Raw genomic sequence first — 16,422 nt, 5'->3', positions numbered from 1 at the left:
TTAATTGCCTATTTTACGGTGAAGGCCAGTAAAGCATTTCCTGCCATCTCACCAAAATAATCGTACCCGGAATTTACGAATAACATGCCGTCGGCCACCAGTGGTCCCGGCCCATCCATAGATCCGCCTTTTGCTTTGATGCCGTTCACCCCGTCGAATTCTCGCACGGTATCGAATTGCCAGAGTACGGCACCATCCACTGCAGAATAAGCCCGGAGTTTCCCATTCAGATCGCCTGCGAACACAACGCCCGGTATGAGGGTGGGAGCAGCCGAGTTTACAGGCAGACATGTTCTTGTCGTGTCACACGGGGCTGGTTCGGCCTTCCAGACCACTTCACCGGTTTGAATGTCAAGTGCAAACAATCCCGGATCTGCTTTGACCAGCGAATCGCGAAGGTCAAGTGCATAAGGATTATCCGCATTAGCCGCATAGATGAGCTTTCCATCAGAGGCCATACCCCAATGGATCCCTCCCAGTGCTCCGCCTTTTCCGATCCGGGTTTGCCAGATTATCGCACCGTCATCCGGATTGAGTGCATGCACCACTCCCGACTTCTGTCCGACCACCAGCATATCTTTTCCATTTGCCGTCTTGATAAGTAGTGGGGCCATTCCGAAATCGAGATCGGGGCCCTTGTTTTCCGGGCAGTTCGGATTGTCGGGGCATCCCAGGTTCCAGGTATCGTGACTGGTAGCCTGCCAACTCCATTTGAGTTGTCCCGTCTTCAAGTCAAGGGCCTGAATGGCATCGCTGGTCATGGTGGGTGGATTGGTGTAATTTTCGCCGGTTCCGATGTAGAGCAACTGTCGTTTAGTATCCACGGTTGGACTGCACCAAACCGGAGCACCTGATGGCCCATAAAAGGATTGTCCATTTTTCTTCTGTCCTGAAACTATTGCTTCCTCCCCAATCACCCGATGCCGCCAAACTTCATTCCCATTCATAGCATCCAATGCCACCACGCCACCGGAGGACTTACAACATTCATATTCCCCATTAACCGTGGCAATCACTTCATAAGAGGTAATAGGTATATAGGCCAGGCCACCGTACACGACAACGGAGCCTGTCACCGAAGATTGCGGCTCCATTCCCGCGCGCTTCTTCCATTTTAAACCACCGGTTGCAACATCCAGGGCATACACATTGGTGGCAAAATCAGCAAAATAAACGGTCAACTCCTGGTCCTCCGTATAGGAAATAGCACCGCGAATGGCAGCATCCGCACTAAAGGTCCAGCCAATCAACCCGGTTTCTTTGTGGATGGCATAGATTTCGCCAAACTGACTACCCACGATGAGCCAGTTCCCGATCAGCGCAGGCTTGCTCCTCACCTGAGTACCATCAGGAAATCCGAATGCCCAGGCCAGTTTTAAGGAAGAAACATTCTGTGGAGTAATACCGGACTGCTGAGTGGTTCTGAATCCGGTACCTTCCAGGTTACCACCCCAGCCCGAATAATTCCAACCAGCCTGTACATCATCCCTGGTCAGGCTAAATGTTGTAAATGCCGAGGATGCAATGGCAGTTTCACGAAATGCACTTTTAGTGATCCATTGGGCAACGGCTTTACGCTGATCCTCCGATAAATTTTTCGCTTGCTCCACCATCTTGCCCTTTGATAATGCCGAATAAATGGCACGAGGGGTCATCAATGCAAGTACCCCCGTCGAAGGAGCCAGGCTGCCAATGGAATCAATATGACACGTGGAGCAGGTTTGTGAGAATAGGTGCTCTCCGAGCTGGAGGACTTCATCGGGCACTGCAGCATTGCTTGCTGATTCTACACCTGAAAGGCTTTCTTCCTGACCAGACCGGATGCAACCGGCAAACAGGATTAAAGCAAGTAAACAGCAATCAATGAATCGGATTTGCATGGTTGTGTTGGTAGGGTTAATTTGAAAAAACCTAAAATAGCGAAGTCTTCCGACGCATGCAAGATTTCAAAACGGCACATCAAAAATGAGTAGAATAGCCTATAAACTCATCTGAATTAAACAACCAACTACCTGACTTTATCACCATGACTGCGGGTGACCTATTATTTCAAATAATCCATAGCATCCACCACCGCATACTTCAAACTGCGCCTTAAAAAATCGTTCAGAAATGCCGTATGACTACCTCCGGATAAAATAAACACCCGGTCCTCCGGTGTCAAAGCCAACCGATTAAGATTTGAATAAATCCTGAGATTGCGCTGGTAATATTTAGCCGCTTCATCCGCACCTTCAAATCCATTTTTGGTCCCTACGTAGGTTAAGCAATACAAAAGTTTCCGGAGTAAAAATGTCGATCACTTATCGCTGTTAAAAATGTACCCCCTGAAGCTTAATTCCATTTTAAAACTGACGGTTATAACTGTTATTTCTGACCGGCTGCACTTTTGAAGTCCGTGATGGTGTTGCCATCATATCGGTACACTCCGAGCATCGATCCAAACCAAATACTTCCATCGGTAGCTTCCAAAAGCCCCAACAGAGCTGGACGTTGTGATATAATTTCGGTTACTATTGGATTTTCATTGTACAAGGTCTCTGCATCATAACGGGAAAGTGCCCAGTCCCCAGTAGGTTTTACTCCACCAGTAGTCCAGATGTTTCCATTTTTATCTTCGATGATAGAATATGCATCCCTCTGCGATACTTTCGTAAAGGTATTACCATCATAGCGCCAAAGACCATCTGCCCCGAACCAAATGTTTCCTTTTTTATCTTCGATGATCGACCAAACGTTATTAAACGCCTTGCCATCTTTGTCTTTTAAAACGGTAAATGTTTTTCCATCATAAACGAACATATCTTCGCCTTGTGCACCAAACCAAAGCTTGCCGATTTTGTCTTCAAGGAGTAATCGAATACTGTTACTGGGAAATCCATCTTTTATAGTAAAATTTTGAAAAGATTTCCCGTCATAACGGCTTGCTCCGAACCAGATATTACCGTCCCTATCTTCGTAAATAGACATAACCAGATTATCGGCAAGTCCTTCATTGGTTGTGAAATGTTGAAAGGTTTTGCCATTGTACTTATAAACTCCCGAATCCGTGGAAGCCAACCAAAGGTTTCCATGTCGATCTTCCAACACATCCCAGAACCTATGCGGTTCTATTTTGCCATAAGTGAGATTGGTAAATGATTTTCCATCATAACGAAAAACACCACCCCATGAGGCAGCCATCCAAATGTTTCCATTTCTATCTTGCCTCACATTCCGAACCATACTTATAGGCACCCTGGAAGTAGCTACTTCTTTTAGTTGGGACTCGGAGTAGCCATTGTGTGCTCTACTGAAATTATCTTGTGGCAGGCCTCTTTGTTGTTGTCCGCAGGCGGTGTGGACAACAAAAATTAGACACAGGGCAAATACGTGAAAAAGTCTCATGAATTGTCAGCCGGTTTATTTCCATAAACCTATACCAAAGGGCATTGATCTCCAATAAAATATTGTAAAAGGAATTGTAAAAAATGTAAAATTTACTGCAGCCTATGCCCCATCAATAGACATTCTGTTAACACGTGATACCTGATCCTCTTTAATTTCCCCCGATCTCTTCAAGACTCATTTCCTGAAAGCCCGTATAAGATAACAGGTCTAATGTTCAAAGATTTATCTTCAAGTCCATCACAAAATTGGTGATAGAACAATCATAGTTTTTTTTAGTTCATGTTTGCTTATCAAAAACCTCTTGCAACACTTAAACCTCCAAAAGGTACAGGTGAACTAAATTGAAAGTTCATTTGTGCATTTATCGCCCACTTCTTATGCTCAAACCGGTATCCAATAATACTCACATAATAATTTGACCAACCGTATTTCTTATTATTGTGAAATTGAGGGAAATAATATGGAGAATAGGTTGCTATGTATGCTTGACCTAGATGAACAAATGATTTTGACCTACCTATATAAAGGTTTACTGAATTAGGAACAAATAAACCCATCAACTTTGTCGAATTTCTAAATTTTGGATTTACATATACTACTCCCTTTTCTTCATGCTCTGGTATATACGATACCCCTGTTTTTAGACTTAGGTGCACCCAATTTTTTCGGTAGAGGAATCGCTCATAGGACAATGCATAAAAAAGTGAAGCGCCAAACAAATCAACATTAACGAAATTCTTATACAATGTAGTTTGTAATGGAGTTGGTTGTTTTCGATTTAACCCTATTCTGTTAAGAAAACCAAAGTGGTATTTTATTCTTAATCCAATTACTGAACCATTAGAACTACCATATCCAAATTGTTGCTTTGAAGTGTCTTTTATTTGGGCATCAACATATTCGCTGGAGTAGCTCTCTTGCCAAGAGTAATTGTAATGTAACGAAGCACTAAAATTTTGCTTCCATAAAACAAATCTCTTACCAATTTCAAAACCAATTGAAATGTGATTATATCGCAACACTTTGGTATTTCTAAAATATATCCCATTTAAATCACCAAATGAAAAATAATCACCGTTATCTTTTTCCAAATTGTAATAAATACCAGAAGAAATATAGGGTGATAATTTTGAACCGGTGAAATTATACCTGACAAAGAAGGGAAATGTATAACTATATGCAAATAATTTGCCACCTGATCCACTTTTTAGTACTTCTTTATACGACCTTCGTTGCAACAAATATCCAGAATACATCGAGAAGTTATCATTTAAGTTATATTCAAGCTCAAATCCAAATTCATTCATCAGACTAATATCTGGCAAAACCACTCCTTCATAGTCCAAATTTGTAATTGTTGAAGTAGGCCTCATCAAACCAACACTTGTTGAAAAATTTAATGAAAACAACTCTTGTCTGTTTTGCCTCTTTCCCTGGACTTGTGAATAAATTGAATGATAACTTGCTAAAAGAATAATTATAATTATTACGATATTTTTGACTCTCATACAGGTAATATTTAATATTGAATAACGGGAGTCTGTGCATCAACTCCTGATCTAATGTATCTTTTATGTTGTCCTAAACTGTGGCAGCTACCAGTATCTCTTTGAGTTAGCTCTCCATTTACTAAGGTATAAAGCGCATCTATTCCTCCATCACCAACACCATCTACTATTCCATTCTGAATTTCATCATATGACAATTCAAAGTCCTTCAATATTTCCTGTGTAATAAAATAATTGAAGAATTCGCTTTGGATCAAAGCCTGGGTCAATTTCTTCTCTTTTTTGTTCAAGGAATTTTTCAAGTATTTGTGGATTTGTACTCATATTTTTTTCCAATATAGTAGCTAACGGCTAGCACCCCTAATGTCACCCGATAGGAAGTATGATCATGGTGAACATTGTTATCAACTGGGTTTTGAAATTAATTTGCTGCAAATATCTTATTGTTCAATTTTTAAAATTAATTTTTCATCTTCGAGGTATTGCACTCTAAATACCTTGTTCTTTTTTAAGATTGATTTAATCTCACTATTAGTTTGATTTAAATTTATAGTTTTGTCTAATGGGTTTTTAAATACCAAGGTGTCATATTTAATAAAATTTTTAATCGTAGTGATATATTCAAGAGTCTCAGTTTTTACTGTATAGCTATTTTCTATATCTTTCAGCTTCTGTTCAAGTTTAACGTCATTAACTATTTTGGCGTAAATGAGTGCAGCTATAAATCCAATAGTCAAAATTATAACTGCCCACCAGTATCCGACTAAATCATTTAAATTTTCATTTCCTCTTTTTCCAGGAAAATAAGGGCCTATGAAAATAAATGGAATTATAATCAATATTGATCTTTTTAGTTGATGATTTATATGTTTAGTCCACACCTTCTCAATTATTTTATTGACACTATTATTTTCTATGCTGGAATTAGTATTCACTTATTTAGATTTCATATGGGTTTGATAATTTTCCTTGTCGATAACGGGAGTCTGTGCATCAACTCTCTATCTAATTTATCTTTTATGTTGTCCTAAACTGTGGCAGCTGAGGGTAAGTCAAAAAAGAAAGTCGTATGTGGCGTACCATCCAGGCTGTCAGCACATGTACTGACCGACCCTAGTCGCGTCAGTAGTATGTAATCAAATATAAGCAAAAAAGCCTCTTTTAAGCGCTTGAGGAATACTGAAAATCCAAGTATGGACCAGCCGGTGGTCTGGCAGGCTCAGTTCTCCTGAGATTGTAGGTTGAGAATAGATGTGCTATCTCACCAAGTATTTGATCCTTTCCTTTCATGAGGACGTAAGTAAAATCCCATTGTCTTTTGAAAGTTCCAAATTGATACCCGCCCGACTGAACGTTGTCCGCCCCAGCCGGACCGAACAGGTTCGGGCGGGTTCTTTGACCTGGTGACGTTGGCGACTGCAATCAGGTCAGGTTTATGAAGCATTTAATTACGATCGAAAGCAGATTGGAACCAGCATGATCGCTGCATAGGTTCTCCAGGTAGCCAACTAAAAGACATTTAAACCAACAGCCCGGACTGGCAGGGAATACGACTGGATCAATCGAAGGCTTGCCTGTACGTGAATAGATCGCTTTTGCATCCTTGTAAATGAAGTGAAAATCTATTTTGCTCTTCAAAACATTGTAGAAATGGCACTCCGGGATACCTGTCCGACCACTGGCGGAATATCCGGTAAGAAGAAGTTTGTGAATAGCTTTGGCTTATATTTCTTTACTTCTTGTATATCATAATATACGAAAAAGCAGTCATATATGGGCAGTTTTTGACCTAGAGTTTGTCAACACTCAGCATTTGTTAGCAGTTCGGCATTATTATTTCAATGTTACTTTATAATTCATAGGAGTATCACAAATATTTGTCAATTCTCCTTTAATTTTCAAAATCTTTCCTTTTTCTGTTTCTTCATCATATTCATATACTCTATATAAGAAATACCTATCTTTTTCAATAGTACTTTTTTCTAATTCGTTTCTTGTTACAAAGAAGGTTGAGTTTTGATTGCCTTTAGTTGTTTTTACTTCAATGTATTTTGGATTTCCGTCTAAGTCAAATGACAGAATATCAAATCCTAATCCATCACCTTTTTTTTTGGCTACATGCTCAACTTTTTCGGCAAGTTCCTTTTTTCCTTGAGATTCTAAAAACTCTTTTTCATGTTTATAAATCCATATCTCTCCTAAATCACCAATCCTCTTATTCTCAACATTGTTTTGAAGATGGTTAACAATACTCGGAGTGAAATTTACGTTCTCAATCTTAGTTTCTAAAGTGTTTGATGAAATCTCATTTTCTTTCAAAATCTCAATTGTCCTTACTTTTTGAATATTTATACTCTCAAAATGTTGGGAAACAGCATAAATAAAGTCTTGTGTTAATACATTATAATCCTTATCTCGATAACAGTTTTTGTCAAGTCTGTTTTCATGGAGATTTAATAATTCTTGGTCTTTTTCAATCTCATACCGAACAAGTTCACACATGTTTTGGTATAATCCGATATTCTCAACTTGTCCTTTAATTGGTTTATGTGCATAATCAATTCTCTCTGCAAACATTTTAAACATTCCAAACTTGTAGAAGAAATATCTCTCGGGATACATTAGAGTCAAGTAAACAATTATTGCCCTATGGTCTTGGTAATGGTTCTTTTTCTCAGGAAATACTTTATGACTTAGTTCTCCAAAGTCTTTCCGAAAATTTTCCACTCGTTCAAGTATATCAAAATCCTCGTCATAAAGCAATTGAAACATTTCTCTAACTTGTTCTGTTGATTCTTCAATATTTTCAAGAAGCATTCTCTTGGGATAATACAATCTTGAGGCCAGTAAATTATCGGATTTCCTAAGAGATATTTCAACGTTTGAATAGAAGTCTTTTGAATTAATGTCAAAATTATCTTGAAATTGTTTAATAGCATGCCATTTGTAAATCTCCTGGTTATGAACACTTTTAAAGTTTCTTTTATATTCCTCGATATATGATTTTACTAATTCAATATTCATTTTGCAGTATGTTTCTTTTGCTGACCGCTAACGGGAGTCTGTGCATCAACTCCCTATCTAATTTATTTTTTGTAATGTCCTGTACTGTGGCAGCTGAGGGTAAGTCAAAAATGAAAGTTGAATGTGGCGTACCATCGAGTCTGTCAGCACGTGTACTGACCGACCTTAGTCGCGTCAGTAGTATGTTATCAAATATAGTTAAAAAAGCGTCTTTTAGGCGCTTTAGAAGTGCCGAAAACCCAAGTATGGACCAGCCGTTGGTCTGGCAGGCACAGTTCTCCTCAGGTTGTAGGTGGTAAATAGCATGGCAACTTCACCAAGTATCTTTCGTTTACCTTTTAGGAGTACATAGGTGAAATCCCATAGTCTTTTGAAAGGTCCGAATTGATGCCCGCCTGAATGACTAAGTCGGGCAGGCTCGTTTCGTTGGATGATTCTGCCATTTCTGGCACTGGTGCATTGCGATCTAATGGGGCAAAGCTTACAATCAGCTGTTCTGTAGTGTTTAAAACGAGTAGCTGGGTGTTTGGGCTTTTTTGACTTGCGATGGTAGATCATTTCATTGGATCGCAAGATGGATCCATTGGGGCAACGATAGGTATCGGATCCAGGGTGATATTTGAAGTCTTCTACTGGGATAACCTGATTGGTTACATTAGCAGCGTTGGCCTTGGGAGAGACATAAGTCGTGACGTTAAGCTCTTCGCAGGCTGCCAGCTGGGCGGCGGTATGATAGCCTTTATCAGCGAGTACATCAAACTTAGTGATTTCCAGGTTTTCTTGAACCTGAAGAACCATGGATTCGAGGGCATGGGTATCATTGACATCACCGGTATCAAAGGCAGCGAGGAGCTTGTGTTTAGCATCACTAGCTGCTTGGATGTTATATCCTACGTTGACAATATTTCGGTGTAGGATAACAGCTTGAGCATCGGGATCGGTAGTGGACAGTTGTTCTTTACCGGATTGGATGATTTCATCTCCAAGTTCGCAGTACTGATTCCACTTGTCAATCTGATCGTTGATCTTGGCATGCAGCTGCTCTTTTTCTTCGTCATCATCAGCTTGATCGAGTTCTTCACAGTAAGCATCGATTTTGGCATCGATGTAATCCAGGTGCCGGTGGATTTTGGCCAAATTGTAGTTGTTTTTGAGGCTATTTTGAGCCCGGACTTTAAAAGAGTCGATCGCAATGGTTTTGCCCTCAATAAGTCTCCAGCCTTTGAGCATGGCAACAAAATGGCGAAAGACCTGACGAAAAGCTAGTGCATTCTGCTTGCGGAAATTAGCAATGGTCTTATAGTGAGGTCGTCTACCTTTTAAAAGCCAGATGACTTCCAGATTGACCTTACAGGCATGTTCTAGTTTACGGCAGGACCGGATGCCATTCTGATAGCCATAGAGATAAAGTTTGAGGAGTACACCTGGGTGAAACGGTGGGCGACCCTGTTCATTTAACTCAAGGTTTTTGAAATCAAACTGCTCTAGAGGAAGCACATCAATAAAAGCATCGATAATACGAACAAAAGCTTCTGGGTCGACCATTTGTTCGATCGAAGAGATGAACATTTGTTCGCGATCTTGACCTTCGACAAAGTCCATAATATATGTTCGTTGGTGATAGTATTAATTTACGAAAAAAGTATCACATTAAAAAATATAATTATAGGTTATTGCACAGTCTGACGTTCGGGCGCATACGACGTCCCGCCTTTCAATTAACTTTTTCTAAGTTACTATGTTTGTTCATGTTATCATATTCTTCATGTGTTCTGGCCTCTATAAGGCGGGATGGTCGTTATCGCGCCATGTTGTCGGTTCGTTATTTCTATTTAGGATATCCATAAGTTTACTATTTCTTTTATTTTCCAAATGTTGGCTTTTTTCTCAAGGATTGCCAAATTTCCATCTCCACAAAGACTACCACATAACCAATCGAAATAGACTATAGCAAGATTTTTCTCATTATTGAATCCAATATTCGAGAATTTCATGATTCCAACGTGAACAGTATCTAATTTTGAATCTTTAAATATTTTGTATTCAATTAGTTCGTATTTACTATTGTTTTTGATATCTGAAATTTTCCAATTGATTGGTTTATTCAAAAAATTTGAGTCAATCTCGTATTTCTTAATCTCTTCAATCACCCAAATCTTATCTTGAGCACTTAATCTACACTTGTTGAAGAATACAATTTTCTTCTCAATATTTTGCATTCGAATTTTCCACAACTCTACTATTTTGTCATATTCTTCTTCTTGTTTGAAATATTGCTGCCATTCAATTGAAATCAAATTTAATTTGGCAGAATCTAAAGAAGAATACCTTTCTAATTCATCAAAACTTGGAGGAAGCGGCGGTGCGGGAGGTGATGAACCAAAATGTTCATAGTCACCAATTTGGCTATTGAATATTAGCGAAAGTATTTCTACTTCGTCACTGACAACATTAGTTGAACATCCATTAGTGAAAAAAATGATAAGTAATGTATATGATATTTTGACTGCTTGTTTCATATTTATCAAATGACCGACAACTTACTTATATCCACGTATTTCCTGTATCAACATTGCGCTTTTTACCATTTTTCGTTCAAAAAAACATTTATTTTCATCAGAAACAATAGCCTACTAGTCGATGCTTTCACATCGGTATCCCATCGCATCCTTTCCCATTTTATGCTTTAGATCTCCAGGTTGCCCGACGAAGCCATGCCACGCCGGTATGTCAGCAGCCCGCTTATTCGTCACCCGCAGGCACTACTGAGGGCTCCCAGCTGTGATGCAGGGATATGCCGGATGAACAATTCACGATGGTGACGCATCTGTGGTCCGGTAAAAAAGATTCCGAATGGTGTCGGTTAGCATTTCCATGGGTGTGGATGTTAATGGGATTAAGATACATCAAATCGAGGCATTTGTGCAAATCCGATGCACGCTTTTCACCTCCATCGCATCCTGACCCAGAGACCCTGCATCCATAAAGGTCACCCGGATCATTGACTCATTTCACCTTTCAGGAAATCCGTAATTTCCTTGGCCAACGCCCGGTACCCCTCGGGTAAATAATGCACATCACCCGAATCTTTTCCATACTGCCGGTGTATCCGCCGGGAAGCTTCGTAGATATCGTTGATGACCACCCCATTTTCCTCCATGATCCTTTTGGCCAATTGGTTGTACCGGATCGCATCTTCCTGATACCTTCCGGCTTCATCCTCCGGCACATAAGTGGTCGTGACAAAAATCAATTTAGCGTCCGATTTGGCTTTCATCCATTGTACGATCGAATCCAGATTTTTGCCGTAATCCTCCAGCTCGTACGTGATTGTACCATGCACCTTATCCCGGTTGCCCTGCGTTTTGGAGTCCGGATGCCGGTAGCACAAATCCCACAGGCCCCAGTTAAATTGGATGATGTCCCAGTCTTTTGTGCCAATCCAGGTTTCAATACTATCCAGACCGGTGCCTGTGTGCTGTGCATTGCCCCGGTTGTGATAAACTTCGGCGATGCCTTGCAGGTCCTCCCGTACATACGGTGTATAGCCCAAAGAAATGGAATCACCAACGATCAATATTTTGGGCTTATGCTTTGCACACCCGGACCAAATCAGGATCAGCAAGAAATACAGCGTAAGACTGGCTTTGCTTGTTTTTATTTCAATCATTAGTTGTACATGCTGTGATTAACCTTAATCAGATGAATAATTCCAATTAAATTTTATTCTCGGGAATTATTACAATTTACCCGTTGGGGTGTTAAACCGTAATTATAATAATAACGAACAACTCCAAGGCTATTAGTAAATTATGCAGACACTTATTTTTTAGACCTGCCCCCATTCTTGTATTTTACGCAAAATTTGCAACCAAATAGCTAGGACTGGAAAGGCCGCGACCAAAGAATGTTATAAAGCTCTGCTCATTGCCATTCATTTAGGACGCGCAATTTAGGATCAAACTATTGCACTAAGGCTTTTTACATTGCTTATATTTAAAATTGGTGGTTTCAAGTTACCGTCATCTTTTCAGTAGGTTCACGCAACTGTTTGAACAATTCAAAAACAGCATTTTTGCTGCCGTCGAAAGACGGTGAGGCGTGCGCATGCCGCAAAAATGGTGACTCCGAAGAACTTAATATCCTGAAAACCATACAGTTGCACCGAACGCCAATGTGAGTTTTGCGTGAATCGAGGTTTTTGGTTCGTTTTTGCCGGAACAAAAATGAACGAATACGCCAAGCAGCGACCCTTGCAACCAGAATTACATTTCGGAACAATAGAAGTTACATAAAAATTCTTTTCCTAATTCGTTAAAGAGAAATTACAATAGTATCTAAGAACCAAATATGATTTGGAAAGCTAACCACCCAATGCGATTATCCCAATTAAATTTTATGCTCGCGAATTATTATCATCAGATAGCAGATCTTCCAGATTGTTCCACCCATATCCTCCATGGAATGCGCCATTTTGGGCATATAACCTCCGGGCCCCCATCCGCTCGTAAAAGCTATTGGAAGGATTGTTTGCATCACCAAACAATAAAAAGGATATTATGCCGAGCTGTCTGAATTCTTCTGCACAATGACAGAGCAACCGGCGTCCCAGTCCCATTTTCTGATATTTTTTCAGAAGATAAATTTTATTCAACTCCCCCTGGTAATCAGCATGGTCACCGTGATCATAAGGCTGACCTTTGGCAAAACCGGCCAGGTTGCCGGATTGGGTCTTGATGACCAGGCAAAACCAGGAAGGTCGTTTATCCCGGAATAACTGCTGCCATTGGTTTAAACGCACTTCGAAGGAAGGACCCTGGCCATGGGTCTCATTAAAGGTATCCACATGCAACCGGGCCAGGTTAGCCACATCGTTGGGAGTTGCTCGTTGAAATTGGAAAGCTTCCCTGTTGCCGTCGAAATTCATAATGTGTACAATGCATTTATTGGATACCTGCTTGCCTGGTCGTTGCATTCGTTTATAAGGACAGGCTATTATGCCGTTTATCAGGACCCGGATACCACCATCAAAGATATGAATCATTCCAATGGTCACCTTTGAGCCCACTCCGGAAAGCCAATTTCAATAAACCTAATGTCATTCCCGCCCGAACGGACGGGCAGGTCGACCGAGACGCCTTATAGCGTCGAGCGGAGAGGCTTCGACTTCGCTCAGCCTGACAAAAAAGCAATTGTCACCCCGAGCGGAGTCGAGGGGTCTCATTCCGGCCTGCCCTCCGGGAGGCGGGGCTCATCCTTCACCTTCAGTGCTTTGATGCCGACCGAAGAATGAGCGGCGGTACGAAATGACAGCGTGTTTTGGAAATTGTGCTTCTCCAGATTGGACTACCTTTTAGCATTTTATAGGCGCAAACCTGTTAATAAATAATTAGGTGCTTTAAATTCGGAGGGTTCAATGTAATTCTATGAAAAATCATTTCTACAGCCTGTGTATCCTCTTTTTGCTTGGTGCGATCGGACTTCAGGCACAGGTACGTTATCTGGATGAGGTGTTCAGCGAGGTATCGGTCACCGCTGATGTATCCTATGGCAACAATATTTCCGTGTTGGAAGGTCCTTTATCCGTGCAGCCGCTCTTGATGGATGTTTACAGCCCGGCTGGTGATGACGCATCCGCCCGGGCAGTGGTGATCTGTCTGCACACCGGCAGCTTCCTGCCTCAATATCTCAACGGGCAGGTCACTGGCGGCAAGCGGGATTCAGCCGTGGTCCATCTATGCACACGATTGGCCAGAATGGGATACGTTGCTATTGCAGCCACCTACCGGCAGGGCTGGAATCCTACGGCCACCGGAGCAGGAGGACAGAATATCCGGACCGGCACACTACTCAATGCGGCTTACCGCGGGATCCAGGATTTGCGCACGTGCATTCGTTATTTAAGGAAGACCGTTGCAGAAGATGCAAATAGCTACCGCATCAACCCCGATAAGATCGCTGTCATAGGCCAGGGTACCGGTGGCTATATTTCTTCCGGAGCGGCATTCCTGGATGATTTCGCAGAGGTTCAACTTGATAAATTCATCGATCTAGAAACCTCCATGCTCTACGTGGACTCCAACTTAGTGGGAAATCTATACGGCACCACAGAAAAACCACTGTGTATTCCCAACTGGCCTTCCTATTCCTCCGACTTCCAACTGGCCGTAAGTCTGGCTGGTGCTTTAGGTGATGCGAGCTGGATCGATGGTCCTACGGCCACAGCGAATGAGCCTGCCTACATCGGGGTGCAGATACCGACGGACCCCTTCACTCCTTTTGGCAACGGGCCAGTCATTGTCCCCACAACAGGTGATTTTGTGGTCAATGTATCCGGCTCGAGAACTGCCGTAGATACGGCAAATGTGAAAGGTGTAAATGATGTCCTGGCATCTATTAACCTATTTACCAACACATTGAACCAAAAGGTGCAGGCGAATAAAAATGTACCTTTTCAATTTCCCGGGCAAACGGCTACCACGCTGGCCACCGAGAACGTCTATCCGCTCATCACACCAGGCTACCGGATAGAAACAGCCCCCTGGGACTGGTACGATATTTCCCAGATGGAGCAAGAGGTGGCGTCTTTCAACCAGAGTCATGGAACCAGTATCAATCCGGCAACCTTGCAGGCGAATACCCAATTGACCAACCCGAACATGTCCAGGGCAAAAGGTTTGGCTTATATCGATACCGTATTGATGTTCTATACTCCGCGTGCCTGTGCCGCTTTGGGCCTCACCGAATGCCTTGATGCGCTGGGTGTGGTCTCCGTGCAGGAGCTTGTGGACGACCATTTAGTGGAAATGCAGGTGAGCCCGAACCCGGCCGGTGAGGAGATCCATTTCCGAACGAGCCCGGATCACCCGATGGAAGAAATACGAGTATTTAACCTGAATGGTCTGATGGTACAGGCCTATCCAGGAATTAATTCCAGCCAGCATACCATGTCACGACGCAATCTGCCACCAGGAATCTACCTGGCCAGGATACGGTTTAAGGAAGGCATATTGACCAGGAAAATCATTTTTCATTAACGTATAAATCCATGGGTTAAAGCGTTCAATGAGTTGCGGATTATTCTAAATAAATGGATCATTGAGGAAAGTTGTTTAACTGAACTTTCTAGGTAATCAGTCCAGCTAGTGGCAGGCATAAACCGGCCCTTCAACCGGAGGGTAATCGTGATTTTAAATAACTTGATAGCCTGGATGCAAAAGTCCGTTCAGTTGCTAGGCAAATGGCTCATCGATTGAATGACTGGTTCTGGAAAACCAGTGGGGGCCCTCTTCCGTCATATACACACAGTCCTCCAGGCGCACACCAAAATCGCCGGGAATCGCAATGGTCGGTTCAACGCTAAAACACATACCGGGTTCCAGCGGCCTTTGGTTGCCTTTTACCATGTTACCCCATTCATGGCCGTCCATGCCAATGCCGTGGCCGGTGCGGTGTGGCAGGCCGGGCAATTGATAGCCAGGACCAAAACCGGCATCGGTGATCACTTTCCGGGCAGCGGCGTCGACCGCCTCACAGGGTGCACCTATTTTGGCCGCATTAAATCCAGCCTCCTGAGAAGCTTTCTCCAATGCCCATATTTCCCGCTGTCGTTTGGTCGGGTTTCCGAAAACGACCGTCCGGGTAATGTCCGAATTGTATCCCTCTACCGTGCAGCCGCAATCCATCAAAACCACATCACCTTCCTTCAACGGCTGCGGGTGTACGGTGCCATGCGGAAAGGCAGAATCCGTCCCAAACAGGCACAATGCAAAATCCGCCACTCCTCCCAGCGCGGTTTGAGCCTTCATGATGACGGATGCCAATTCGCCCTGCGTCATGCCTTCTTTTAACTGGCTGACACCTTGCTTGATCGCGGCCCAGGTGATGTCACTGGCCTTTTGCATGAGTTGTATTTCTGCAGTCGATTTGTGGATACGGCAGCCAATGGTTACCGGATCTCCGCTTACATAATTTTGGGAGGGAGCCTCTTTCCGCACTCCATCTACGATGAAGAACCGGGTTCTTTCCTCAATGGCGGTATTGCCGAAGGTAATTCCCGCATCCTTGATAGCCTTTGCGATCAGTTGATAGGGACTCTCATCCTCCTGCCAGACATAGACGTCTTTTCCGATGGTGATCTGTTCCCGTAAACGAGCTTCCTCAAATCCTGGGCAAATGTATTTCACCTCGCCCCGTGCCGGAATGATGGCTACCATGGTCCTTTCGCTGGGCCACCACCGGATGCCGGTAAAATAATTCAGGCTGGTACCGCAATCCAGGATTAAAGCATCCATTTTATTTTCGGCGAGCAACCGCTGCGCTCTGGCAATCCTATCCTCCCTTTCAGCCTGTGCAATTGGAACTACATCAGCCGTCATCGATTCCAAGGCCTGGTTAGGATCCATGAGCTGGTTTAAACCGCCGGCCTTAAACCCGGTCACCATGCTGGTAGCCGCGGCCATACCGGTCAGATTGATAAAATCCCTGCGTCTAATACTCA

Annotated in this window: 12 protein-coding genes; 1 reads left to right on the top strand and 11 read right to left on the bottom strand. The window is 42.6% G+C overall.

Translation table 11 applies throughout. The features are described from left to right. Window positions 1-8: 8 nt before the first annotated feature. The 10 genes from H6570_16890 to H6570_16845 all read right to left on the bottom strand — a co-directional run bounded on the left by H6570_16890 (window position 9) and on the right by H6570_16845 (window position 12,966). Window positions 9-1,880 carry a PQQ-binding-like beta-propeller repeat protein gene (locus H6570_16890; protein ID MCB9320963.1) on the bottom strand — a complete coding sequence of 624 codons (1,872 nt, stop codon included), beginning with the start codon at window positions 1,878-1,880 and terminating at the stop codon, window positions 9-11. A gap of 487 nt (window positions 1,881-2,367) precedes the next feature. Next, a complete protein-coding gene (locus H6570_16885; protein MCB9320962.1) occupies window positions 2,368-3,387 on the bottom strand; it encodes a histidine kinase in 1,020 nt (339 codons plus the stop codon). A 293-nt stretch (window positions 3,388-3,680) separates the two neighbouring features. Beyond that, window positions 3,681-4,898, bottom strand: a complete 1,218-nt coding sequence (locus H6570_16880; GenBank protein MCB9320961.1) for an outer membrane beta-barrel protein — start codon at window positions 4,896-4,898, stop codon at window positions 3,681-3,683. Between the two features lie 11 nt (window positions 4,899-4,909). Next, window positions 4,910-5,200, bottom strand: a complete 291-nt coding sequence (locus tag H6570_16875; GenBank protein MCB9320960.1) for a hypothetical protein — start codon at window positions 5,198-5,200, stop codon at window positions 4,910-4,912. A 138-nt stretch (window positions 5,201-5,338) separates the two neighbouring features. Then, window positions 5,339-5,833, bottom strand: a complete 495-nt coding sequence (locus H6570_16870; protein MCB9320959.1) for a hypothetical protein — start codon at window positions 5,831-5,833, stop codon at window positions 5,339-5,341. A gap of 898 nt (window positions 5,834-6,731) precedes the next feature. After that, window positions 6,732-7,922, bottom strand: a complete 1,191-nt coding sequence (locus tag H6570_16865) for a DUF3883 domain-containing protein (protein MCB9320958.1) — start codon at window positions 7,920-7,922, stop codon at window positions 6,732-6,734. Between the two features lie 222 nt (window positions 7,923-8,144). Further along, on the bottom strand, window positions 8,145-9,524 hold the full coding sequence (locus H6570_16860) for an IS1182 family transposase (protein MCB9320957.1): 1,380 nt from the start codon (window positions 9,522-9,524) through the stop codon (window positions 8,145-8,147). A 230-nt stretch (window positions 9,525-9,754) separates the two neighbouring features. Further along, window positions 9,755-10,441 carry a hypothetical protein gene (locus tag H6570_16855; GenBank protein ID MCB9320956.1) on the bottom strand — a complete coding sequence of 229 codons (687 nt, stop codon included), beginning with the start codon at window positions 10,439-10,441 and terminating at the stop codon, window positions 9,755-9,757. 479 nt (window positions 10,442-10,920) lie between these two features. Next, window positions 10,921-11,592: an SGNH/GDSL hydrolase family protein gene (locus H6570_16850; GenBank protein MCB9320955.1), complete on the bottom strand. Its 672-nt coding sequence runs from the start codon at window positions 11,590-11,592 to the stop codon at window positions 10,921-10,923. A gap of 726 nt (window positions 11,593-12,318) precedes the next feature. Further along, window positions 12,319-12,966: a GNAT family N-acetyltransferase gene (locus tag H6570_16845; protein ID MCB9320954.1), complete on the bottom strand. Its 648-nt coding sequence runs from the start codon at window positions 12,964-12,966 to the stop codon at window positions 12,319-12,321. A gap of 382 nt (window positions 12,967-13,348) precedes the next feature. Between H6570_16845 and H6570_16840 the strand changes: the two genes are divergently transcribed. Continuing rightward, a complete protein-coding gene (locus H6570_16840; GenBank protein MCB9320953.1) occupies window positions 13,349-14,959 on the top strand; it encodes a T9SS type A sorting domain-containing protein in 1,611 nt (536 codons plus the stop codon). A 195-nt stretch (window positions 14,960-15,154) separates the two neighbouring features. Here the strand turns inward: H6570_16840 and H6570_16835 are convergent, their stop codons facing one another. Next, entirely contained in the window at window positions 15,155-16,327 is a 1,173-nt protein-coding gene (locus H6570_16835; protein ID MCB9320952.1) for an aminopeptidase P family protein, read from the bottom strand. Window positions 16,328-16,422: the final 95 nt, after the last annotated feature.

Source organism: Lewinellaceae bacterium (genome assembly GCA_020636135.1).
Taxonomy (GTDB): Bacteria; Bacteroidota; Bacteroidia; order Chitinophagales; family Saprospiraceae; genus JAGQXC01.
This window is presented reverse-complemented; position numbering and strand designations above follow the sequence as displayed.

Coding starts and splice junctions, on each gene's coding strand:
- H6570_16845 (MCB9320954.1), bottom strand. CDS start 12,966: ATGATTCATATCTTTGATGGTGGTATCCGGGTCCTGATAAACGGCATA.
- H6570_16885 (MCB9320962.1), bottom strand. CDS start 3,387: ATGAGACTTTTTCACGTATTTGCCCTGTGTCTAATTTTTGTTGTCCAC.
- H6570_16850 (MCB9320955.1), bottom strand. CDS start 11,592: ATGATTGAAATAAAAACAAGCAAAGCCAGTCTTACGCTGTATTTCTTG.
- H6570_16890 (MCB9320963.1), bottom strand. CDS start 1,880: ATGCAAATCCGATTCATTGATTGCTGTTTACTTGCTTTAATCCTGTTT.
- H6570_16840 (MCB9320953.1), top strand. CDS start 13,349: ATGAAAAATCATTTCTACAGCCTGTGTATCCTCTTTTTGCTTGGTGCG.
- H6570_16855 (MCB9320956.1), bottom strand. CDS start 10,441: ATGAAACAAGCAGTCAAAATATCATATACATTACTTATCATTTTTTTC.
- H6570_16860 (MCB9320957.1), bottom strand. CDS start 9,524: ATGGACTTTGTCGAAGGTCAAGATCGCGAACAAATGTTCATCTCTTCG.
- H6570_16880 (MCB9320961.1), bottom strand. CDS start 4,898: ATGAGAGTCAAAAATATCGTAATAATTATAATTATTCTTTTAGCAAGT.
- H6570_16835 (MCB9320952.1), bottom strand. CDS start 16,327: ATGGATCCTAACCAGGCCTTGGAATCGATGACGGCTGATGTAGTTCCA.
- H6570_16865 (MCB9320958.1), bottom strand. CDS start 7,922: ATGAATATTGAATTAGTAAAATCATATATCGAGGAATATAAAAGAAAC.